Source organism: Pseudonocardia sp. TRM90224 (genome assembly GCF_021245725.1).
GTDB lineage: Bacteria > Actinomycetota > Actinomycetes > Mycobacteriales > Pseudonocardiaceae > Pseudonocardia.
In genome coordinates, this window is the sequence record NZ_JAJGSX010000031.1 from 1 (window position 1) to 21,627 (window position 21,627).

Consider the following 21,627-nt stretch of genomic DNA (forward strand, 5'->3'; position numbering starts at 1 on the left):
TGGTCGTGCACAGGTTCACCTCCCCGTGCACAGGTTCGAACCTGTGCACGGCGGCACCAACCTGTGCACGAGCGCCCGCCGCGCCCTGTTCGGGCCTTCCACGCGCCCCAGCCCTTGTGGACGGTGACCCTTACCCCTCCTGCGCCCTCCGCGCCCGCTCGCGCAGCGCCTTCTGCCGGGCGTCGTGGTCGCGCATGCGTTGCGGGTAGCCGACGAGCTGCACGTCGTAGACCGGGATCTTGAGCGAGCGGGCGAGCTTGCGCGCGCCGTCGGGGCCGGAGATGCGGCGCCGGGTCCACTCGCCGTCGTTCGCCACCAGCAGCATCGTGGTCTCGGTGACGGCGGTGCGCGGCTCGACGAACGCCTCGACACCCTGGTGGGAGGCGGCCCATTCGCGCAGGTGCGACTCGTCCTCGCGACCGGACCCGCGCAGCCTCCCCGCCTTGGCCTTGCCCAGCTTGCCCAGCAGCCCCATGACTCCTCCGTCTCCGCCCCACCCCTCCGGGCAACGAGCGAGGCGCATGATTCTCTCCCGGGTGGACCAGCTCCCGCGCCCGGGTGGAGCGGATGACAAGATGGCTGCAGCGGCGTGACATGCCGCGACACGGCGATCTGTTAGAGGAGTTGCGACGTGCCCGAGCACAACGCGGACCTGGTCGTTCTCGGCGGCGGATCGGGCGGTTACGCCTGCGCGCTGAGGGCCGCCGAACTGGGCATGTCGGTCGTGCTCGTGGAGCGCGACAAGGTCGGTGGCACGTGCCTGCACTACGGGTGCATCCCCACCAAGGCGCTGCTGCACGCCGCCGAGGTGGCCGACTCCGCCCGCGAGGGCGCGAAGGTCGGGGTCAAGAGCTCGCTCGAGGGCATCGACATGGTCGGCGTCAACTCCTACAAGGACGGCGTGATCGCGCGGCTCTACAAGGGCCTGCAGGGCCTGGTGAAGTCCCGCAAGATCACCGTGGTGGAGGGCGACGGCCGCTTCGAGGGCCCCAACGCCGTCACCGTCGGCGACGACCGGTACGTCGGCAAGCACGTCGTGCTGGCCACCGGCAGCTACGCCCGCACGCTCCCCGGCCTCGACATCGGCGGCCGGATCATCACCAGCTACGAGGCGCTGCGGCTGGAGCACGTGCCCAGCAAGGTCGTGATCCTCGGCGGCGGCGTGATCGGCGTCGAGTTCGCGAGCGTCTACTCGAGCTTCGGCGCCGACGTCACGATCGTCGAGGCGCTGCCGCGGCTCGTCCCCAACGAGGACGAGTTCGCGTCGAAGCTGCTGGAGCGCGCGTTCCGCCGCCGCAAGATCGCCTTCAAGACCGGGGTCAAGTTCACCGGCGCCAAGCAGACCGACGAGTCGGTCACCGTCTCGCTGGAGACGGGCGAGGAGATCGAGGCCGACCTGCTGCTGGTCGCCGTCGGCCGCGGCCCCAACACCGCGAGCGCGGGCTTCGAGGAGGCCGGCGTGAAGATGGAGCGCGGGTTCGTCCTCACCGATGAGCGGTTGCGCACCAACCTCCCCAACGTCTACGCGGTCGGCGACATCGTGCCCGGCCTGCAGCTGGCGCACCGCGGCTTCGCGCAGGGCATCTTCCTCGCCGAGGACCTGGCCGGCGTCAAGCCGCCGGTCATCGACGAAGCCGGCATCCCGCGGGTCACGTACTGCGAGCCGGAGGTCGCGTCCGTCGGGCTCACCGAGGCGCAGGCCCGCGAGCGGCACGGCGAGATCCAGACGCTCACCTACGACCTCGGGGGCAACGGCAAGAGCCAGATCCTCCAGACCCAGGGTGCGATCAAGCTGGTCAAGGCCGGCGCGGAGGGCACACCGGGGCCGGTCGTCGGCATCCACATGGTCGGCGCGCGTGTCGGCGAGCTGATCGGCGAGGCACAGCTGGTCTACAACTGGGATGCTCAGGCGGAAGACGTCGCCGCGTTGATCCACGCCCACCCGACACAGAACGAAGCGTTCGGCGAAGCGCACCTCGCGCTCGCCGGCAAGCCGCTGCACAGCCACAGCTGAGACCGGTTCACCGGCCCGAACCCCGCGTAGCTAGAGGAGCTCCGACCCATCATGGCCTTCTCCGTCCAGATGCCCGCGCTCGGTGAGAGCGTCACTGAGGGAACCGTCACCCGCTGGCTCAAGCAGGAGGGTGATCGGGTCGAGGTCGACGAGCCGCTGCTCGAGGTCTCGACCGACAAGGTCGACACCGAGATCCCTTCGCCCGCCGCGGGGGTGCTGCAGCGGATCGTGGCCGGCGAGGACGAGACGGTCGAGGTCGGCGGCGAGCTCGCCGTGATCGGCGAGGCCGATTCCGACGACGCCGGCGACTCGGGCGACGCAGGCGATTCAGCCGATTCAGGCGACTCCGGGGAGGGCCAGCAGGAGGCCGCCCAGGAGGAAGCGCCCGCGCAGGAGGAGCCGAAGCAGCAGGAGCCGAAGCAGGAGGAGCCCGCCGAGGAGCCCGCGGCCGCTTCCGCGCCGAGCTCCGCCGACGAGCCCGCAGAGGCGCCGGCCGCGTCGACGAAGTCGACCGGGTCGGGCACCGCGATCACGATGCCCGAGCTGGGCGAGAGCGTCACCGAGGGCACGGTCACCCGCTGGTTGAAGGCCGTGGGTGACGAGGTCGCGGTCGACGAGCCGCTGCTGGAGGTGTCCACCGACAAGGTCGACACCGAGATCCCCTCCCCCGTGGCCGGCACCCTCCTGGAGATCACCGCGGAGGAGGACGCCACCGTCGAGGTCGGCGGCCAGCTCGCCGTGATCGGCGACGCGTCCGGCGCGCAGGCCGAGGCTCCCCAACAGGACGAGCCGCAGGACAAGCAGGAAGCGCCCGAGCAGCAGGAGAAGGCGCCGGAGCCCGCACCCCAGCAGGAGCGTCAGCCCGAGCCCGCCCAGCAGCAGAGCAACGGCAAGGCCGAGGCCGCGCCGGCCGCCGACGAGGGCTCGTCCGACGGCGGCGCCCCGTACGTCACGCCGCTGGTGCGCAAGCTCGCCGCCGAGCACGACGTCGACCTCTCGACGATCACCGGCTCCGGTGTCGGTGGCCGCATCCGCAAGCAGGACGTGCTCGCGGCCGCCGAGGCGAAGGCACCGGCCGCGGAGGAGCCCGCTCCCGCCGCTGCCCCGGCAGCGGCCTCGTCGGCCCCGTCGAAGCCCTCGGCGCCGGCCAGGCCCGCCGCCGACGGCCCGCAGCCGGGCACCACCGTCAAGCTCCCGCGCTTGCGCCAGGTGATCGCGCAGCGGATGGTCGAGTCGCTGGAGATCTCGGCGCAGCTGACCACGGTGCAGCAGGTCGACATGACCCGCGTCGCCAAGCTGCGGGCCCGCGCGAAGGCCGACTTCGAGCGGCGCGAGGGCGTCAAGCTGACCTACCTGCCGTTCATCGCCAAGGCCACCGTCGAGGCGCTGAAGCAGTTCCCGCAGGTCAACTCGTCGCTGAACATCGAGGAGAAGCAGGTCACCTACCACGGTGCCGTGCACCTCGCGGTGGCCGTCGACACCCCGCGCGGGCTGATCGTGCCGGTCATCCACGACGCCGACGAGCTCAACATCGCCGGCATCGCGAAGCGCATCGCCGACCTCGCCGCACGCACGCGCGACAACAAGGTCGCGCCGAACGAGCTGTCCGGTGGCACGTTCACGATCACCAACATCGGCAGCGCCGGTGCGCTCTTCGACACCCCGATCATCAACCAGCCGCAGGTCGCGATCCTCGGCACCGGGGTGATCACGAAGCAGCCGGTGGTCGTGACGGGTCCCGACGGCGACGACACGATCGCGATCCGCTCGATGTGCTACCTGCCGCTGACCTACGACCACCGCATCGTCGACGGCGCCGACGCCGGCCGGTTCCTGAGCGCGGTCAAGCAGCGCCTGGAAGAGGGCGCGTTCGAAGCCGACCTCGGTCTGTAACCATGGAAGCGGCGTCCAGGGCCATCCTGTGGATGACCGTCTGGGCACTGCTCGCCGTCGGGGCGGCCGCACTGTTCGTGTGGGTCGCCCCGTACTACAGCACCGCCCTGTGGTGGGAGCTGCGCAGGAGCCTGTTCTGGCTGCTGCCACTGTTGGGGCTGCTCGTCGTCATGATCGGGTGGGCGGTCGCCATCGAGGAGAGCGCCTGGCCGTCATGGCCGGCGTGGCTCTTCGGCATCGTCGGCGTCTCAGCGTTCCTGTTCTGGGCCGGCTGGGGGCACTCCTACCAGCAGGATCAGGTGTACGTGGCGTCGGTGGCGGTCACCGACGCCGCGGCGCCGATGATGGAGCAACGGGCGCCGTACGTCGTGGCGGAGGCGCAGGCGCGGCCCACCCTGGGCGACAGCCCCGGTGACATCGCGGCGACGAAGTACCTCCCGGCGACGAAGACGTTCGACACGCTCGTCGAGGCCCGCGGTTGGCTCGCCGGCTACCAGACGGTGCTGGAGCAGTCGATCCCGCTGACCGGGCGCGGCACCGGGAAGCGCTGCGAGTTCACGGAAGAGGCGGGCGCGCGGTCGGGCGGCTGGTTCGGGCACAACCTCGCGCGGATCGTCGCGGGCGAGCAACGGTGGGTCCAGTTCGACGGTGAGGACGTCTACGGCTTCTGCGACGGTGACGTCCCGAAGGTCGTGATGCCGCTCAAGGAGCTCGACGGCTGGATGGTCGTCACCGAGCGACCCGCCGGTGTCGCCGTCTACGACGGGCACACCGGTGAGGTGACCATCCGGCCCGACGGCGCGGGCCTGCTCGGCCCCACCTACCCGATCACGCTCGCCGCCACGCAGCGCGGCTCGACGCACGCGTTGAGCGACCTGTGGGACTACGTGTTCGGCCGGGCGGGCTGGGAGGAGACCGACGAGGAAGGCGACGTCAACGCCGCCAACAACAGCGAGTTCACGCTGCCCGTCGGCGAACGCGGCGGCGCGTACGTCACACCGCTGACCGGGCGCGGCTCTGCGACGTCGATCTCGGCCATCTCCACGATCGACGCGACGGTGACCGGTGATGCGCTCGCGACGCTGACGGTGCACCGGCTCGACCCGCCGTGGGTCTCGACCAGCGCCGTGGCGCAGCGCATCCAGGCCGACTACCAGGACATCCCGAACTGGCAGAACCTGAAGATCCTGGAGATCGCGCCCACCGACGGCACGCACTGGGTCGCGACGATCGGCAACGACCAGAACGTCCTGTACCGCGTGTCGGGCACCGGCACCCTGCAGGGCGACGACGCGACCTGCCTGCACCGCGGCGACGGCACCCGGATCCGCTGCGGCACCGCCGCCGACCAGCAGGGCGCCGGGATCGGGACGCAGTACGGGCCGGGTTCACCCGCCGGGCCGGCCCCCGCGCCGCCCGACGCCGACCTGGGCGCGCTCACCAACGAGCAGCTCGTCGACCTCATCCGGCGCGCCCAGGAGGAAGCGGCGCGGCGCCTCACCGGGCCGCGCTGACAGACAGAGCCGACGGGTAGGGCCGGAGCCGAGCGGCGGACCCGATTCGCGCCCGTCGTCCGCTTCGGCGAGGATCTCGGGCGTGCGCGTTGTCGTCGCCGGCTCGTCCGGCCTGCTCGGAACCGCCCTCGTCGCCCACCTGCGAGAGGCGGAACACGAGGTGCTGCGCCTGGTCAGGAGGCCACCCGCGGCACCGGACGAGCGTGGGTGGGACCCACCGGCCGGCCGGGTCGACGAAGGCACGTTCGATGGCGTCGATGCCGTCGTCGGGCTCGGCGGGGTCGGCATCGGCGACCGGCCGTGGAGCGGCGCACGCCGCCAGGCCATCCGGGACAGCCGCAACGGGCCGACCGAGGTGCTGGCCACCGCAGCCGCCGAGCACGGCGTCGCGACCCTGCTCTCGGCGTCGGCCGTCGGCTTCTACGGCAACACCGGCGGGGAGGCCGTGGACGAGTCGACACCGTCGGGCGGCGGCTTCCTCGCCGAGGTGTGCCGCGACTGGGAGGCCTCCACGGCGAAGGCCCGCGACGCCGGCGTGCGGGTCGTGACGTCCCGCACCGGGCTCGTGCTCTCCCCCGCCGGCGGGCTGCTCGGCCGGCTGCGGCCGCTGTTCAAGAGCTTCGCAGGGGCCCGGCTCGGCTCAGGGCAGCAGTACATGCCGTGGGTCTCGCTCGACGACGCCGTCGGCGCGATGCGGTTCCTCATCGAGCACCCGGAGATCTCCGGGCCGGTGAACGTCACCGGCCCGACGCCCGTCACGAACGCCGAGTTCACGAAGGCGCTGGCCGCCGCGGTGCGCCGGCCAGCCGTCCTCGCCGTGCCCGAGTTCGCGATCACGACGGCGCTCGGCGCGATGGGCGAGGAGATGCTGCTGTACGGGCAGCGGGCCGTCCCGGCGAAGCTGCTCGCCGCCGGCTACCAGTACCGGCACAACACCGTCGCCGAGGCGCTCTCTGCCGCGATCGACCGCTGACCCCTGCCACCCGCGACTTCCGGGGCGCCTCCGGCCTCCGGCCGGGGAGGGCCTGACTTTCGGCAGGCCCGGTTCTGGTCTCTCGACGGGTGGTCGGCCGCCGAGGCGGGCCTACCGTCGTCGTGGTGCCGAGAACGGATATCCCTGACGTCCCCGATGTTTCCGCTGGTTGGTACCTGGACGTAGTCGCGGCCGCCGCCCGGCTGCCCGGCTGGGTGCAGCTGGCGTTCGAGTTCGCGACCGACGGCGTGGTCGTCGGGTTCGCGCTGGCGCTCGTGTTGCTCGCCGTGCGGGCGCGCCACCGGCCTGGCATCGCGATGGCGACGGCGCTCGTCGGGCCCGTCTGCGTCCTGCTCGCGTACGTCATCAGCGAGGCGATCAAAGGCGTCTTCCGGGTCGACCGGCCCTGCCGCACCCTCGACGTCGCCACGATCGCGCCCACGATCGCGCACTGCCCCGAGCTGGGCGACTGGTCCTTCCCCAGCAACCACGCGACGATCGCCGGTGCGGCGGCCGTGGCGATCTGGTGGTCGAGCAGCCGGTGGGGATCGGTCGCGGCGGCGGCCGCGCTGCTCGCGGCGGCCTCCCGGGTGATCGTCGGGGTGCACTACCCGCATGATGTCCTCGTGGGTCTGACGATCGGGGCGGTGACGGCGAGCGCGCTGGTTCCGCTGCTCGCGCCGATGGCCTCCCCGCTCGTGCAGCGGCTGCGCGGCGCGCCGGGCGGCGGTGTGCTCGGTCGCGGGCCCGCCACCGGCGTCGACGCGCCCACGGTCCGGCTGCCGCGGCACCGATGACGGAGCCGCCCGCGTTGACCGTCCGATCCGCCGCGTGCGCGGTGGTGGCGCTGCCCGTCCTGTGGGCCGCTGTTGCCGCACGGCCCGGTCGCTTCGCGCCCTGGGAGGCGGTGGGCGCGCTGGCTGTGCTGGCGCTGGCGCTGTGGCTGGCGAGCCGGCTACCGATCGTTGCGCTCGTCGTCGCGATGGGCGCATGGTTGCTCGGCTACCTCCCGCGGGCGCAGGTGGACAGCACGATGGGCATCGGGGTGCTCGCCGCGGGCCTCGCCACGGTCGCGTTCCTCGCCGGCCGCCACGCCGTGGACAGCCGCCACGGTGCGGCGGCGATCGCTGCCGGCAGCACGGTGTCGGGCGCCGCGGCGGTCGCCGTCACCAGCGGTGCCGACGCCGCGCTGCTCGCAGGTGCGACGACGCTGCTGCTGACGGCCGTGCCGTGGTCGGTCGGCCGCTACCGCCGCCGGTTCGCCGAGCTCGTCGCAGCGGGCTGGGAGCGCGCCGAGCAGCTCGAGACCGCCGCCGAGCAGGCCCGGGCCCGGGAGCGTGCGCTGCTCGCCGGCGAGATGCACGACCTCATCGGGCACGAGCTGGCCACGGCGGCGCTGCAGGTGGGCGCGCTGGAGCTGGACCCGGCGCTGGCCGAGCGGCAGCGCGCCGCGGCCGCCGGTGCCCGCCGCTCGGTCACCGCGGCGGCCGAACGGCTCGCCGACGCCGTCCGCGTGTTGCGCAGCGCGCCCGCCGACCCGGCCGGGTCCCTCGCCGACCTGGTGGAACGCAGCCGCACGGCCGGTCTCGACGTCGAGCTGGACGGCGTCGAGACCGGCCTCGGTCCGCTGGTGGCCAGCACGGTCCGCAGGGTGGTCGCGGAGTCGCTCACCAACGCGATCAAGCACGCGCCCGGCGCCGCCGTCACCGTCTCGGTCGGGATCGCCGACTCCGTGCACGTCCGCGTCGAGAACTCACCGCCCGAACGACCCGTCACGACGGTGATGCGCGGCGGGCACGGGCTGGTGGGGCTGTCGGAACGCCTCCGACTCGTCGGCGGGACGTTCGGTGCCGGGCCGCGCCCGGACGGCGGGTTCGTCGTGGTCGCCGAACTGCCGAGCACGCCGGCCGTCCCGGAGGGGCCGCCGGCGGTGGCGCACCGCGAGCTGGCCGAGGCGCGTGTGCAGCGCAGCGCCCGCACGGCGGTGCTGGTCGCCGTTTGCGCAACCGCGGCGATCGGTGCGGGGGTGCTGGGGTGGATGGTGTTCGACGCCGCCACTTCGGTGCTGCACCCAGCCGACTTCGCGCGCGTCACCGTCGGGCAGAGCGAGGCGAGCCTCGCCGGCGTGCTGCCGTGGCGCACGCGGGTGGACGACCCGGCCGGGGTGCCGCCCGGTCCGCCCGGGTCGGTCTGCCGGCACTACAGCACCCACACGAACCCGTTCGACCCGCAGCGGCACGAGCTCTATCGGCTGTGCTTCCGCGGTGGCCGGGTGGTCTCGGCGGAGCTGCTGGAACGCGGTGGATGATGCTGCGGTGATCCGGGTGTTGATCGCCGACGACGAGCCGCTGGTCAGGGCGGGTGTGCGCGCGGTGCTGACCACAGCGCCCGACGTCGAGGTGGTCGCGGAGGCCGGCGACGGCCGGGCGGCCGTCGACCTCGTGCTCGCGCACCGGCCCGACGTCGCGGTGCTCGACGTCCGGATGCCGGTGCTCGACGGGCTCGACGCCGCCGCCGAGATCCACTCCGCGGTGCCGGGGACCGGCGTGCTGGTGCTCACGACGTTCGCCGACGATGACGCCATCAGCAGGGCGCTCGGCGAGGGCGCAGGCGGGTTCGTGCTGAAGACCGGCGACCCGCTGGAGATCGTCTTCGGGGTGCGTGCAGTGGCCGGTGGCGCGGCCTACCTCTCCCCCGTGGTGGCGCGGCGGGTGCTCGACCGGCTCGCGGCCACCGCCCCCCGCGCCGCCGGGCACGCCGGTCTCGGCCGCCTGACCGACCGCGAGCGGGAGGTGCTCGGGCTGATCGGCGCGGGCCTGTCGAACGCCGAGATCGCCCGCCGGCTGCACGTCGTCGAGGGCACGGTGAAGTTCTACGTCAGCGCGATCCTGCGCGGCCTGGACGTGCGCAACCGCGTGCAGGCGGCGATCGTGGCCCACGAGGCGGGCCTCATCCCGCGCCCGTAGGACCCTCCTAGCGCATCGCCGGATGCAGCTGCAGGTCCAGTCCCGCGGGCGCGGCCGGCCTGCGCACGTCGTGGCGGGCGACGGGCAGCGTGCCGTCGAGCGCGGCGAGGGTGGCGGTGGCCATCGCGTCGAGCACCTCGGCGACCGGGACGACGCGGCCCAGCTCCGCCGCCAGCGACGTGACGCCGACATCGGTGAGCCCGCATGGGACGATCCGGTCGAAGGAGCTCATGTCCGGGGTGCAGTTGATCGCGTAGCCGTGGAGCGTGACACCGCCCTGGACGCGCACGCCGATCGCGGCGATCTTGCGCTCGGCGCGGAACTCGTCGGCGGGCAGCCAGACGCCGCTGCGGCCCTCGACCCGGCCGGCCTCGGTGAGCCCGAACGCGTGCACGACGGAGATCAGCGCCTCCTCGAGCCGCCGCACGAAATCGACGACGTCGAGCGGCTCGGCCAGCCCGATGATCGGGTAGCCGACCAGCTGGCCGGGACCGTGCCAGGTGATCCGGCCGCCGCGGTCGACGTCGACGACGGGGGCGCCGTCGGTGGGCCGGTCCTCCGGCTGGGTGCGCTTGCCCGCGGTGTAGACCGACGGGTGCTCCAGCAGCATGAGGACGTCCGGGCCGGCGCCCTCGCGGCGGGCCGCGGCGTTGGCGCGCTGGACGTCCCACGCGTCGATGTAGTCGATGGTGCCGAGCGTGTCGACGCGGACCGGTTCGCCGCTGCGGCGGCACGACCGGATGTCACCCGTAGCCATGCCGGCCACGCTACGCCCCGGCGAACTTCCCCACCGTTTTGCCTACTTGCAGACCCTGGTGGGTGTGCAGGTCGGCAAAACGGTGGGGAACTTCCGCTCAGACGTGGGGAGCGACGTCGGAGGCGATCAGCTCGACGTGGTCGAGGTCGGCGAGGTCGAGCACCTGGAGGTAGATGCGGGTGATGCCGGTCAGGTCCTTCCAGGTGCCGAGCTTGTCGACGATCTCGGCGGTGGTGCCGGCGAGACCGTTGGTGCGCAGCTCGTCCACCTCCCGGCCGATCGCGGCGGCGCGGCGGGCCACCTCGGCGTCGTCGCGCCCGACCGCGACGCACTGCGCGACCGACCGCACCAGCGTCTTCGGGTCGCGGCCGATCTCGGCGCACGCGGCGTCGGTGCGCTCGAACTGCGCGGCGACGACGTCGGGCGGCGAGAACCCGACGTTCATCTCGGCGGCGAAGCGGGCGGCCAGCTGCGGGGTGCGCTTCTTCCCGTGCCCGCCGACGATCACCGGGAGGGGCTGCTGGACGGGCTTGGGCAGCGCCGGGGAGTCGGCGACGGTGTAGTGCTTGCCGTCGAAGGAATAGCGCTCGCCCTCCGGCGTGCCCCAGAGGCCGGTGACGATCTCCAGCTGCTCCTCGAGCCGGTCGAACCGCTCGCCCAGCCCAGGGAACGGGATGGCGTACGCGGCGTGCTCGGCCTCGAACCAGCCCGCGCCGAGCCCGAGCTCGACACGCCCGCCCGACATCTCGTCCACCTGCGCGACGGAGATCGCGAGCGGGCCGGGGAAGCGGAAGGTCGCGGAGTTGACGAGGGTGCCGAGGCGGATCCGGGACGTCTCGCGGGCCAGGCCGGCGAGCGTGATCCAGGAGTCGGTGGGCCCGGGCAGCCCGGGGCGGTCGCCCATGGCGAGGTAGTGGTCGGAGCGGAAGTAGGCGTCGTAGCCCGCGTCCTCTGATGCGCGCGCGAGCCGGAGCTGGTCGGCGTAGCTCGCACCCTGCTGGGGTTCGGTGAAGATCCGGAGGTCCACGTTCGTGACGGTAGTCTCGCCTGCTCCCGGGGTTGCGGTGGGACGCCGGGGCGCGGCGTAGCCTGAGGCCGTGACGATCGCACCCGAAGGTCGCAAGCTCCTGCGCCTCGAGGTCCGCAACAGCGAGACCCCGATCGAGCGCAAGCCGCCGTGGATCCGCACGAAGGCGCGCACCGGCCCGCAGTACACCGAGCTGAAGTCGCTGGTCCGCACCGGCGGGCTGCACACGGTGTGCGAGGAAGCCGGCTGCCCCAACATCTACGAGTGCTGGGAGGACCGCGAGGCCACCTTCCTCATCGGCGGCGAGCAGTGCACGCGGCGGTGCGACTTCTGCCAGATCGACACCGGCAAGCCCGCGGAGCTCGACCGTGACGAGCCGCGCCGGGTCGCGGAGTCGGTGCAGCAGATGGGCCTGCGCTACTCGACCGTCACGGGCGTCGCGCGCGACGACCTGCCCGACGGCGGCGCGTGGCTCTACGCCGAGACGGTGCGCCAGATCCACGCGCTCAACCCCGGCACCGGCGTCGAGCTGCTGATCCCCGACTTCAACTCGATCGACGAGCAGCTCGACGAGGTGTTCGGGGCGCGGCCGGAGGTGCTCGCGCACAACCTGGAGACGGTGCCGCGGATCTTCAAGCGCATCCGGCCCGCGTTCCGCTACGAGCGCTCGCTCGAGGTGATCACGAAGGCCCGCGCGGCCGGCCTCGTCACCAAGTCGAACCTGATCCTCGGCATGGGCGAGACCCCCGACGAGGTCACGGCAGCGCTGCGCGACCTGCACGACGCCGGCTGCGAGATCATCACGATCACCCAGTACCTGCGGCCCTCCGCGCGCCACCACCCCGTCGAGCGGTGGGTGAAGCCGGAGGAGTTCGTCGAGCACTCCGAGACGGCCGAGCGCATCGGGTTCGCCGGTGTGATGGCCGGGCCGCTGGTGCGTTCGTCGTACCGGGCCGGGCGGCTCTACGCGCAGACGGTGCGGTCGCGCGGCGAGCAGCTGCCGGCCGAGCTCGAGCACCTCGCGACCGAAGGCGCGGCCGCGCAGGAAGCCCGCTCCCTGCTGGCGCGCTGACCCGGCTCCGACCGGTATCCTCACTCGCATGGCCGGTGGTAAGCCCGACAAAGCTGCTCAGAAGGAAGCCAAGCGCCTCAAGCGTGCGGCCTCCAAGGAGCGGCGCTCACAGATCTGGAAGGCGTTCCAGCAGCAGCGCAAGGAGGACAAGGCGCTGCTGCCGCTGATGATCGGCGCGCTCCTGCTGTGCACTGCCGTGGTCTTCGGCATCGGGCTGATCTTCGACATGCACTGGATCATGCTGCCGGTCGGCGTCGCGATCGGGGTGCTGGCCGCGGTCAGCATCTTCGGCAGGCGCGTGCAGAGCTCCGTCTACTCGAAGGCCGAGGGCCAGCCCGGCGCGGCCGGGTGGGCGCTCGACACCATGCGCGGCCAGTGGCGCGTCACCCCCGGCGTCGCCGGCACCACCCACCTCGACGCCGTGCACCGGGTGATCGGCCGGCCCGGGATCATCCTGGTCGCCGAGGGGGTGCCGCACCGCGTGAAGAGCCTGCTCGCGCAGGAGAAGAAGCGCGTCGCGCGCGTCGCCGGCTCGATGCCGATCTACGACGTCATCGTCGGCAACGACGAGGGTCAGGTCCCGCTGAAGGGCCTGCAGCGCCACCTCACCAAGCTGCCCCGCAACATCACCCCGGCCCAGATGGACACCATCGAGGCGAAGCTCGCCGCGCTCGGCTCCCGCGCCGCCGCGCTGCCGAAGGGCCCGATGCCCGCCGGCGCCAAGATGCGCAGCGTGCAGCGCACCGCCCGCCGCAAGGGCGCTTGATCCTTCCCGCATGTAGCCGAGCGGCTGCGCCCGCCGTGGCAGGTGCCAGGTCCCGGTGGATGCACGAACAGCGCGCGCTGGGCGCTTGCCGGTGCGGCGTTGCCCGCCGAGGGTCAGGAAAGTCCGCCATGGCCCTCCGGGTCGCCACGAGGGATGAGAATCCGTGCCGGGGTGCGGCTCCGGGTACGGGTACACGACCGCAGACCGGGGTGGGTGCCCGAACCGGGCGTGCAGGGCACGACCAACCCCGCGGCCAGGGCCGGGGCTGTGGTGGCCGGCCGGGGTGTGTGCGTTGCGCACGCGAGGGCAGGAAAGCCACTTTCCTGCCCTGTGAGGGCCGGAAAGTGGCTTTCCTGCCCTCCCCACCCGGGGGGTGAGCTGCGCGAACGGCTGTTTCGAACGATAGGTTGGCCTGAAAGTGCCGTTCGCGCACATCCCGGCGGTCGCCGAGTGGGTGGGATCGTGAGTTTGAGTGTGCTCAGGGCTGCCGCGACAGCCCTCAGCGCACCCTCGATCAGCCAGTGCCTGGATCCCGGGGGGTGCCGGTCCACCGCGGTGGCTGCGGCGATCCACCTGACAGCCACTTTCCTGCAACCACGTTGCATGACAGTGGCTTTCCTGACCTTCCGCAGCTCCGTCTCGACGCGTGGACGAGTGGGCGAGCGCTCGCGCTCGAGTCAGCCGCGGGTCCTGACGACGATCGTGCGGGTCGCGCGGTCGTGCCAGCCGCGGCCGTCGGAGTCGCGGGCGAGTGGTGGCAGCACCAGCGCCGTCAGGGCCGTGCGCAGCAGCGCGCGCGGCACGCCGATGACAGCGGAGTTGTCGAGCGACGCCACCCGGATGCCGAGTGCCGTCATGCCGGCGCTCGCACCGAAGATCGCGACGGGAACCGCGGTGAGCAGGAACCAGATGCCCAGCACCGTCCACGAGAACGACGGGTTGGTGAGCGGGTCGGGGCCGGAGACCAGCGCGGCGATGAGGTAGCCGATGAGCCAGTCGAGCGCGAGCGCGACGAACCGGCGCCCGAGCCCCGCGACGCTCGACACCCCGTGTTCGGGCAGGCCGTACTTCTCCCCCGGATAGCCGGCCGAAGGCCCGGCCGGGACGGATCCTGGCAACCACGACTCGCTCCAACGGGCCACGTCACCAGCTTACGGACGGCGCGTCGAGCGGGCCCGGCCACTGCACCGGAGGTGTGACGGGGGTGGCATCGCGGCAGCACCCCGTTAACCTCTGTGAAACCACCGAGTGACCGACGGGCAACAACGCCGCCATAGCGTCGCCTCCGACCGACGTGCCGAGAAGAAGGAGCCCGTGAGCGTGTTCAGCAACTCCGAAGAGGTACTCAAGTACATCTCGGACGAGAAGGTCGAGTACGTCGACATCAGGTTCTGCGACCTGCCCGGCGTCATGCAGCACCTCACCGTCCCCGCCAGCACGTTCGACCAAGACCTGATCGACAACGGCGTCGCGTTCGACGGCTCGTCCGTCCGCGGCTTCCAGGCGATCAACGAGTCGGACATGGCGCTGTTCCCCGACCCGGCGACGGCGCGCGTCGACCCGTTCCGCAAGCACAAGACGATCAACCTGAACTTCTTCGTGCACGACCCGATCACGGGTGAGCCCTATAGCCGCGACCCGCGCAACGTCGCCCGCAAGGCCGAGGAGTACCTGTCGGCCTCGGGTGTCGCCGACACCGCGTACTTCGGCGCCGAGGCGGAATTCTACATCTTCGACTCCGTGCGCTTCGGGTCCGACCCGCACCAGCAGTACCACCACATCGACTCCGTCGAGGGCTGGTGGAACACCGGCCGCGAGGAGCAGGGCGGCAACCTCGGTTACAAGGTCAACTACAAGGGCGGGTACTTCCCCGTCCCACCGGTCGACCACTACGCCGACCTGCGCGACGACATCGTCAGCAACATGATCGACAGCGGTTTCGTCGTCGAGCGCGGCCACCACGAGGTGGGCACCGCCGGCCAGGCCGAGATCAACTACAAGTTCAACACGCTCCTGCACGCCGCCGACGACGTGATGCTGTTCAAGTACCTCGTCAAGAACACCGCGTGGCACGCCGGCAAGACCGCGACCTTCATGCCGAAGCCGCTCTTCGGCGACAACGGCTCGGGCATGCACGCCCACCAGTCGCTCTGGAAGGACGGGCAGCCGCTCTTCCACGACGAGACCGGCTACGGCGGCCTGTCCGACCTCGCCCGCTACTACATCGGCGGGCTGCTGCACCACGCGCCGAGCCTGCTGGCGTTCACCAACCCGACGGTGAATTCCTACCACCGGCTCGTCCCCGGCTTCGAGGCGCCGGTCAACCTGGTCTACTCCGCGCGCAACCGGTCGGCCTGCATCCGGATCCCGCTGACGGGCAACAACCCCAAGGCCAAGCGCCTGGAGTTCCGCTGCCCCGACTCGTCCGGCAACCCGTACCTGGCGTTCGCGGCCATGACGATGGCAGGGCTCGACGGCATCAAGAACAAGATCGAGCCGCCGGCCCCCATCGACAAGGACCTCTACGAGCTGCCCCCGGAGGAGGCCAAGGACATCCCGCAGGTCCCCGGCAGCCTCTCCGCGGTCATCGACCGCCTGGAGTCCGACCACGAGTACCTGCTCGAGGGCGGCGTCTTCACGTCCGACCTGATCGAGACGTGGATCTCCTACAAGCGGGAGAACGAGATCGACCCGCTGCGCCTGCGCCCGCACCCGTACGAGTTCGCGCTCTACTACGACGTCTGATCCGCAGGTCGTGATGACCTGCTAGAAGACCGCGAATACGGCGGTTGACCTGCAGAGATGCCTTCCAGTGTCTCTCGGCGTCAACCGCCGTTTTCGTGCTCATGTGCCCCAGTGTGCCCCGAGAGATCTACATTGGACGCCGAGCCCGTAGAACAACAGACCCGGATGATCTAGATGTTCGGCGACCGCCTCCCACGGCAGCTCGGCAGCGTGCGGTGTCGCGCTCTCTGCCGCGCCGCTCGCCAATCATCCCCCTTCGGAACGCACGTCACGACTGGCGCCCGGCGCGGGGAGGGCGGAGTGATGGCGCCACCATTCGTCGAGTTGCCCATGTTCTGTGACGCTAGCCTGGCGCCTTCACGGGCAGTTGATCCTTAGGCGGCATTGAGCGCTACAGATACTCCTGAGCAGGCGAGATCATGGCTTGCGACGGTCATATCTGCGCCCGAGAAGGGCGCACATTTCAGGTGGGTGAGCGTAGCGGCTTCTGTCCGTGCCCGAGCACCGACACGGCGGTCGGACAGGTGGTCTCCCAGGCCGGCAGTGCTGTTGACCGAGACGATCCGCACGGTCGATTGGATTAGACGTTGTCGGCCGTGCTCGCGGAAAGCCGGGCCATGCTCCAATAAATCGCCTTTTCCGGAATGAGCGTCTCCGCACCCGGCTGGCGACTTTGGGCCACAGAGTCGAACGGCGGACACCAAATCTCCGCTCAGGGGTTATCCGTCGACGATTCCATCGACAAACCCGCAAAGTTCTTTCCTGCCGCGGGCCTGCGAAATGCTGGATAGCCCGGCGACCTCCAGGCGCCGCAGCAGCCCCTTCTGGATACCTCTCGGCCACAACGGTCCGCCGTATATGAGTCCGGTGTAGGCCTGGACAAGGGTGGCTCCGCAGCAGATGCGCGCGAAGACGTCATCGGCGTTCTCGACGCCGCCCACCGATATCAAGGTCAGCCGGTCGCCCACTACAGCGCGAAGCCGTTGCAGCACTTCGAGCGAACGGTCTCGCAGCGGCGCACCAGAGAGGCCCCCGGCGCCTATGTCCGCCACCGCGTCGGCCGGGGTAGCCAAGCCAGCGCGGGCGATGGTGGTGTTGGTGGCGATGATTCCATCGAGGTCAAGTTCGAGGGCGAGCTCGGCTACCGCATCGATGTCCTCGTCCGCGAGATCGGGAGCTATCTTCACCAGCAACGGCACCCTAGGCGCGTCCCGCTGCGCGGCGATCTCGCTGTTCACTCCGTCGATCGCCGAGAGCAGCGGTCGAAGCACTGAGGTTGCCTGTAAGTTTCGCAGCCCCGGGGTGTTGGGCGAGCTCACGTTCACCACGAGGTAGTCGGCCAACGGCAGCAGTCGCCGGGCACTGGTGACGTAGTCGCTCACAGTCGCAGATTCCTCGACGACCTTGGTCTTGCCGATGTTCACGCCGAGGGTGGTCACCTCTGGGCGAGGATGGCGATGCAGCCGGTCAGCGACCGCCAAGGAGCCCGAATTATTGAAGCCCATCCGATTGACCAGTGCGCGATCCGCAGGTAGCCGAAATATCCGTGGACGTGGATTGCCGGTCTGAGGCTGCGCCGTGACCGTGCCGACCTCCACGAAGCCGAAGCCGAGCGCCGCTAGACCCGCGACGCCGTAAGCGTCCTTATCGAAACCAGCGGCCAGCCCCAGCGGGTTGCTGAACCTGCGTCCGAGTGCGTCTACGCCGAGGCGCTCGTCGCTCACGTGACAAAGCCTTCGCAGGAGTCGACCGGCCCCGGGGATCGCCATGGCCGTCCGCAGCGCAGCGAAACCGATACGGTGCGCCGTCTCGGCCGGGACCCGAACCAGGACGAGCCAGAACAAACCTCGATAGATCACTCGCGTACTCCCGCGCTTGGAGACCAGTCGGGAGTGGATCCTAAACCCGGATCTTTCGCCGGTCGGAGTTGATTGGTGATCTTCGCCGGGTCTGCTCCGGTCCTGAGGCGAGATTGTGCCGTGCGGCACGGCAGTTTGACCGGGGTCGCTCGGTACGCCGGATCCGCAGGCCGGCCGGCTGCAGGGATCGCCGGGACCGTCGAAGTGATCCCCGGCCCGGGTCGGCGAGCGAAGCCGAGCGCGCGTGTCAGGCATGTACTCCTGCAACGCCGCGGTCGGAACCCCGAGTCGCCGCGCAACACTCCGCATCTAGAGCGCCCCGACACCATCCCGGTCAGCGATCAAGACCGCCGTCGCGGCGATCCGCGCCCGCGCCCCGCCACCGGCAGCACACGGCAACCCCCGGCCGGACCGAACTAGGTGACGATCCTCCCGACCCGCGGCACAGCTCGAACCAGTCCGTCATCACTGAGAACGTCCAACGCCTTTGCCGCCGTCGCGAGCGTGACGCCGAACTCCCGGGTCACCGCCCGCGTCGAAGGGAGCCGATCACCCACCTGCAACTCGCCCGCGACGATGCGCCGGCGCACCTCACCGGCGATGCGCACGTAAGGCGGTCGAAGTTCGGCGCTCCGAGCTGTGCTGATCAAACCGTTCCCCGGGCGCACGGATCCTCCTGCTCACCGTCCAGGACAACCCGATCCGTCATGTTGTTCGCCGAACGCGGCAGCTTCCCCGGGTCCACGGTGCAGCCTCGAAGATGAGGTCCCAGCACTCGGTCCCCTCGGGCTGATCGTAGAACCGGACGGTCTGCCCGGTGCCGTTCGTGTACGACGAGATCCAGTTCAACCGGCCGTCGAGCCCGGTGTCGACCACATAGCCGGGCTCGCCCTGTTGGATCATGAGGCTCGCAGACCACGGGCCGCCGTCCCTGTCGAAGAGGCACAGGTAGTCGCCTTCGTCGAAACACTCGTAGTTGTTCGGATCCACCGCTGCCGCTCCAGGGGGCTCGGGCTCCGCAGCCGCCACTGCCGTGCTCAGCAGAGCCTGGGCCCCGACGATCGCCAGCAACACCAGCCATTTGCAACGTCCCACTGCGATTCCCCCGCCCCCGTGCGCCTGCGTTCCGACGACGAACTGAAACGGATGCCCCCAACAACCCGCTTGCCTCCCGCTTTCAGGAGCAGCCCGCCCTCCGCGGGCGTGACGGCGTTGACGGTGTCGCCGTCGGCTCAGGTACTGGGCTGCCAGGCGACGATTTCGTCGACCGACCGCGTCAGCAGGTCGCGACCCAGGCGCGTCACCCCGGCCAGCGCGGCGTTGCGCAGCCCGACCGCGAGTGGATTCGTCACCATGATCGCCTGGCAGAGGGTGCGGGCGCGGTGCTGGACCAGGCTGGTCCGCGGCAGCCGCGCCGCCGTGTATCCGGGGAGCCCGCCCCCGGCATCGCTCATGTGGAACGCCAGCTCCACAGCGTCCTCCAGGGCCTGGCACGCGCCTTGGCCGAGGTTCGGGGTCATGGCGTGTGCCGCGTCGCCGACCAGCGCGACCCGCCCGGAGTGGAACGCCGGCAACGGTGTGCCGAGCTCGAAGACGTCGTGCCGGTGCACCGTCGCCGGGTCGAGCGTCCGCACCAGCTCCGCAACCGGCTCGCACCACCGACCGAACCGGGTGACCAGCTCGGCGGCCTCGCCGTGCACGCCGCGACGTGCGGGCTCCTCGACAGCGAGTGCGTAGCAGTGCACGACACCGTCGACCCCGGGCGCCACCCCGAACGCGCACCCCGCACCCCAGAACTCCGTCGGCCCGGCGGGTGCGCCGGACTCGGGCACGTCGAAGTCCCAGCAGGTCACGCCGACGTAGGCGACACCAGCATGCTGCGGGAAGAGGGCGGAACGCACCCGCGACCAGATCCCGTCGGCAGCGACCACGAGGTCGGCTCGCAGACCACCGTCGCTGGTCACCACCCACCCGGTCGCCGGGTCGACGGACCGCACGGCGCACCCCAGCCGCACGGTCGCGCGAGCGAGCCGATCGGCAAGCTGTTCGATGAGCCGGGCTCGCGGGATCAGCACGATGCTGCGGCTGCGGGCCTGCGGCGGCTTCGCCAGCCACCGGCCGCTCCGGCTGCGGACCCCGACCTCGGCCGCCGCCGCAGGATGCTCCCGAACGGCCGCACCGATCCCCAGCCGGTCCAGCGCGGTCAACGCGTTGGCCGCCAGCACGAGCCGACCGCCCGGCCCGACGAGCTGGGGACTCCGCTCACACACCGTCGTCGTCCACCCGAGGTCTTCCAGTGCCACGGCAGCGGCAAGGCCACCGATGCCACCTCCGATGATCACAGCTGAAGACACGAAACACCTCCGGGAATGAGCGAGCACGTCCGGCCCAGGAGGGTGGTGGACAACGCTGGACGCCGACTTTCAGCCGGCTGACGGTTCGCTGCGCGGTTCGACCGCTACCGGCTGGGTCCTACCGCACGCTGCGGCAGGCCGTGTTGGCCGCGTGAAAGGCCGAAGTTGTCGGTGCCCGATCGGTAGCTCCCGACAGACGCACTCTTCAGCGACCTGGACGGCGCCAGCCGGACGACGTAGCCGTCACGCAGCGCGCGTTCTTCCTGTCCACGCCACTGATGAAGCTGCCCGACTGCAAGGATCATGCTGTCCGGGTGATCCACCCCAGGCCGGGTGGCGACCGCACGCCTTCCACGACGAGGCCGGAGTACGTGATTCACGACAGCACGCGTGAGTTCACCATCAAGCAGCAGAAGGCGGGCGTCGGCTATTTCGGCCAGGTCCGCGTCCGGCTGGTCGACGGACCGGGTCTCGTCACGTGGCAAGCGGATCCGCTCGACCACTCGTCGCTCCAACCAGGATCGTCCGACGATGACGAGTTCATCGCGGCCGCACTCGCCGGTGCAGCTGATGGGCAACGGCTCGCAGGCGAGGCGGGGGCCGACAACGCCGGATGGTCGATCGAGGTCGTGCACGTGCAGGTGAACCACACCGACATCGAGCAGTCCGCGGTTCGCGCGGCGGCAGCGCTGGCTGTCGCGAGTGCGTTCGGCGTGGGAGAGCGGACGGAGTTGAGCTTCGATGGCGGCTGGATCGCTCGCTGCAAGATCACAGAGCCGTAACGGACAGGCAACAGATCGATCTCGAGCAACTGATCTTGCCGCTCGGCGCCCTCCCGACGGCCGGTCGACGTTGTCGCACATCCGTTGCCGGCGATCCAGGATCCCGCACCGACCGTCGGGATGACCGTGCCCGCCGTCCCGATTCGACGAGCCATCGAGCCGGGCCGTGGTTGATACCCGGTCCACCATGCTGGCGAGATCCGCGGGTGTTCCGCGGCGGATCGGGGGGTTTGTCATGATTACATCTGTGCAGCGGCTAGCCGACCGGATGCTGGAGGCGGCTGCCCCGCGGAGTGCGGCGGCCGCGCAGTACTGCCTTCCCACAGGAGAGACCTGCGCGTTCTGCGGCTGCTACGGCAGCAGAGCGTCCTACAAGCAGAAGTGGCTCTGCGCCGACGGCAAGACCTTTTGCAGCAACGCGTGCGAGATCACCAGGGTTTGCTGACCGGGAATCAGCGGCCCGTGACTCCGAGGTACTGGTGCAACCACTGGCGTAGCTGCTGCCCGTCGACGAGGTCGAGCGGTTTGTCCCGGGCGATCCGGTACGACTCGGGCCCGAACCCGGAGGTCGTGACGAGGATTCCTTTGATTGCACCCTGATCGCCCACGACGCTGTCGAGAGCACGGACGTGGTCGGGACCGACGGTGCTGCGGTAGCGCTTGGCGGAAATGACGATCCGACCCCCGGCGAGGGTGTCGCGGGATTCGACGTAGACGTCCACGCCGTGGTCGTGACTTCGGGGTGTGCGGTAGGCGGTGTAGCCCATCGCTTGGGCGAGCTCGGTGATGAGTCCTTCGAACTCGTACGGGTCGATCGTAGCCAGATCGATCCCACGCCCGGCAGGTGTGGCGCCGGTGGACGTGGCGATGGGTGATACGCGGCCGGCCTCGTCGACAGTCCCGCG

20 protein-coding genes are annotated in these 21,627 nt (G+C 70.9%); 11 read left to right on the plus strand and 9 right to left on the minus strand.

Going from position 1 to position 21,627, the window contains the following annotated elements; all coding sequences use genetic code 11:
• Window positions 1-130 precede the first annotated feature (130 nt).
• A complete protein-coding gene (locus LL648_RS31305; protein ID WP_232666390.1) occupies window positions 131-475 on the minus strand; it encodes an oxidoreductase in 345 nt (114 codons plus the stop codon).
• Window positions 476-631: 156 nt separating this feature from the next.
• Here LL648_RS31305 and lpdA point away from each other — a divergent pair, with 156 nt between their 5' ends.
• The 7 genes from lpdA (at window position 632) to LL648_RS31340 (ending at window position 9,360) form a co-directional block, all read left to right on the plus strand.
• Entirely contained in the window at window positions 632-2,014 is a 1,383-nt protein-coding gene (gene lpdA, locus LL648_RS31310; RefSeq protein WP_232666391.1) for a dihydrolipoyl dehydrogenase, read from the plus strand.
• Window positions 2,015-2,065: 51 nt separating this feature from the next.
• A complete protein-coding gene (gene sucB, locus LL648_RS31315) occupies window positions 2,066-3,907 on the plus strand; it encodes a 2-oxoglutarate dehydrogenase, E2 component, dihydrolipoamide succinyltransferase (RefSeq protein ID WP_232666392.1) in 1,842 nt (613 codons plus the stop codon).
• A 32-nt stretch (window positions 3,908-3,939) separates the two neighbouring features.
• The gene (locus LL648_RS31320) at window positions 3,940-5,421 is read left to right on the plus strand and encodes a hypothetical protein (protein WP_232666393.1); all 1,482 of its coding nucleotides are present in this window, start codon (window positions 3,940-3,942) and stop codon (window positions 5,419-5,421) included.
• 82 nt (window positions 5,422-5,503) lie between these two features.
• Window positions 5,504-6,394 carry a TIGR01777 family oxidoreductase gene (locus tag LL648_RS31325; RefSeq protein ID WP_232666394.1) on the plus strand — a complete coding sequence of 297 codons (891 nt, stop codon included), beginning with the start codon at window positions 5,504-5,506 and terminating at the stop codon, window positions 6,392-6,394.
• 125 nt (window positions 6,395-6,519) lie between these two features.
• Window positions 6,520-7,191 carry a phosphatase PAP2 family protein gene (locus LL648_RS31330; protein ID WP_232666395.1) on the plus strand — a complete coding sequence of 224 codons (672 nt, stop codon included), beginning with the start codon at window positions 6,520-6,522 and terminating at the stop codon, window positions 7,189-7,191.
• Window positions 7,188-8,702, plus strand: coding sequence for a sensor histidine kinase (locus LL648_RS31335; RefSeq protein WP_232666396.1), 1,515 nt, complete (start codon window positions 7,188-7,190; stop codon window positions 8,700-8,702). The genes LL648_RS31330 and LL648_RS31335 overlap by 4 nt, the downstream gene beginning before the upstream one ends.
• 7 nt (window positions 8,703-8,709) lie before the next feature.
• Window positions 8,710-9,360: a response regulator gene (locus LL648_RS31340; protein ID WP_232666397.1), complete on the plus strand. Its 651-nt coding sequence runs from the start codon at window positions 8,710-8,712 to the stop codon at window positions 9,358-9,360.
• Window positions 9,361-9,367: 7 nt separating this feature from the next.
• Here the strand turns inward: LL648_RS31340 and lipB are convergent, their stop codons facing one another.
• Together lipB and LL648_RS31350 are read right to left on the minus strand one after the other, a co-directional pair.
• Window positions 9,368-10,117, minus strand: a complete 750-nt coding sequence (gene lipB, locus LL648_RS31345; protein ID WP_232666398.1) for a lipoyl(octanoyl) transferase LipB — start codon at window positions 10,115-10,117, stop codon at window positions 9,368-9,370.
• A 97-nt stretch (window positions 10,118-10,214) separates the two neighbouring features.
• Window positions 10,215-11,144 (minus strand): LLM class F420-dependent oxidoreductase, encoded by a 930-nt coding sequence (locus LL648_RS31350; RefSeq protein WP_232666399.1) that lies wholly within the window; start codon window positions 11,142-11,144, stop codon window positions 10,215-10,217.
• 70 nt (window positions 11,145-11,214) lie between these two features.
• Here LL648_RS31350 and lipA point away from each other — a divergent pair, with 70 nt between their 5' ends.
• Both lipA and LL648_RS31360 read left to right on the plus strand, forming a co-directional pair.
• Window positions 11,215-12,216, plus strand: coding sequence for a lipoyl synthase (gene lipA / locus LL648_RS31355; protein WP_232666400.1), 1,002 nt, complete (start codon window positions 11,215-11,217; stop codon window positions 12,214-12,216).
• A 28-nt stretch (window positions 12,217-12,244) separates the two neighbouring features.
• Window positions 12,245-12,982 (plus strand): DUF4191 domain-containing protein, encoded by a 738-nt coding sequence (locus LL648_RS31360; RefSeq protein ID WP_232666401.1) that lies wholly within the window; start codon window positions 12,245-12,247, stop codon window positions 12,980-12,982.
• Window positions 12,983-13,659: 677 nt separating this feature from the next.
• Here the strand turns inward: LL648_RS31360 and LL648_RS31365 are convergent.
• Complete coding sequence (locus tag LL648_RS31365; protein ID WP_232666402.1) at window positions 13,660-14,124, minus strand: RDD family protein; 465 nt, start codon at window positions 14,122-14,124, stop codon at window positions 13,660-13,662.
• 178 nt (window positions 14,125-14,302) lie between these two features.
• Between LL648_RS31365 and glnA the strand changes: the two genes are divergently transcribed.
• Entirely contained in the window at window positions 14,303-15,727 is a 1,425-nt protein-coding gene (glnA, locus tag LL648_RS31370) for a type I glutamate--ammonia ligase (protein WP_232666490.1), read from the plus strand.
• A gap of 719 nt (window positions 15,728-16,446) precedes the next feature.
• Here the strand turns inward: glnA and LL648_RS31375 are convergent.
• From LL648_RS31375 to LL648_RS31385, 4 genes are all read right to left on the minus strand, one after another.
• The gene (locus LL648_RS31375) at window positions 16,447-17,586 is read right to left on the minus strand and encodes a quinone-dependent dihydroorotate dehydrogenase (RefSeq protein ID WP_232666403.1); all 1,140 of its coding nucleotides are present in this window, start codon (window positions 17,584-17,586) and stop codon (window positions 16,447-16,449) included.
• Window positions 17,587-18,002: 416 nt separating this feature from the next.
• Window positions 18,003-18,254: a GntR family transcriptional regulator gene (locus tag LL648_RS45855; protein WP_374112137.1), complete on the minus strand. Its 252-nt coding sequence runs from the start codon at window positions 18,252-18,254 to the stop codon at window positions 18,003-18,005.
• A gap of 37 nt (window positions 18,255-18,291) precedes the next feature.
• Window positions 18,292-18,660, minus strand: a complete 369-nt coding sequence (locus LL648_RS31380; RefSeq protein WP_232666404.1) for a DUF3611 family protein — start codon at window positions 18,658-18,660, stop codon at window positions 18,292-18,294.
• Window positions 18,661-18,818: 158 nt separating this feature from the next.
• The gene (locus LL648_RS31385) at window positions 18,819-19,940 is read right to left on the minus strand and encodes an FAD-dependent monooxygenase (RefSeq protein WP_232666405.1); all 1,122 of its coding nucleotides are present in this window, start codon (window positions 19,938-19,940) and stop codon (window positions 18,819-18,821) included.
• 278 nt (window positions 19,941-20,218) lie between these two features.
• Here LL648_RS31385 and LL648_RS31390 point away from each other — a divergent pair, with 278 nt between their 5' ends.
• A complete protein-coding gene (locus LL648_RS31390; protein WP_232666406.1) occupies window positions 20,219-20,722 on the plus strand; it encodes a hypothetical protein in 504 nt (167 codons plus the stop codon).
• A gap of 452 nt (window positions 20,723-21,174) precedes the next feature.
• On the opposite strand, the gene LL648_RS45860 is transcribed toward LL648_RS31390, so the two are convergent.
• Window positions 21,175-21,489: a restriction endonuclease gene (locus LL648_RS45860; RefSeq protein ID WP_374112139.1), complete on the minus strand. Its 315-nt coding sequence runs from the start codon at window positions 21,487-21,489 to the stop codon at window positions 21,175-21,177.
• Window positions 21,490-21,627: the final 138 nt, after the last annotated feature.

Coding starts and splice junctions, on each gene's coding strand:
- LL648_RS31335 (WP_232666396.1), top strand. CDS start 7,188: ATGACGGAGCCGCCCGCGTTGACCGTCCGATCCGCCGCGTGCGCGGTG.
- LL648_RS31305 (WP_232666390.1), bottom strand. CDS start 475: ATGGGGCTGCTGGGCAAGCTGGGCAAGGCCAAGGCGGGGAGGCTGCGC.
- LL648_RS31320 (WP_232666393.1), top strand. CDS start 3,940: ATGACCGTCTGGGCACTGCTCGCCGTCGGGGCGGCCGCACTGTTCGTG.
- LL648_RS45860 (WP_374112139.1), bottom strand. CDS start 21,489: ATGGGCTACACCGCCTACCGCACACCCCGAAGTCACGACCACGGCGTG.
- LL648_RS31390 (WP_232666406.1), top strand. CDS start 20,219: ATGAAGCTGCCCGACTGCAAGGATCATGCTGTCCGGGTGATCCACCCC.
- sucB (WP_232666392.1), top strand. CDS start 2,066: ATGGCCTTCTCCGTCCAGATGCCCGCGCTCGGTGAGAGCGTCACTGAG.
- LL648_RS31360 (WP_232666401.1), top strand. CDS start 12,245: ATGGCCGGTGGTAAGCCCGACAAAGCTGCTCAGAAGGAAGCCAAGCGC.
- lipB (WP_232666398.1), bottom strand. CDS start 10,117: ATGGCTACGGGTGACATCCGGTCGTGCCGCCGCAGCGGCGAACCGGTC.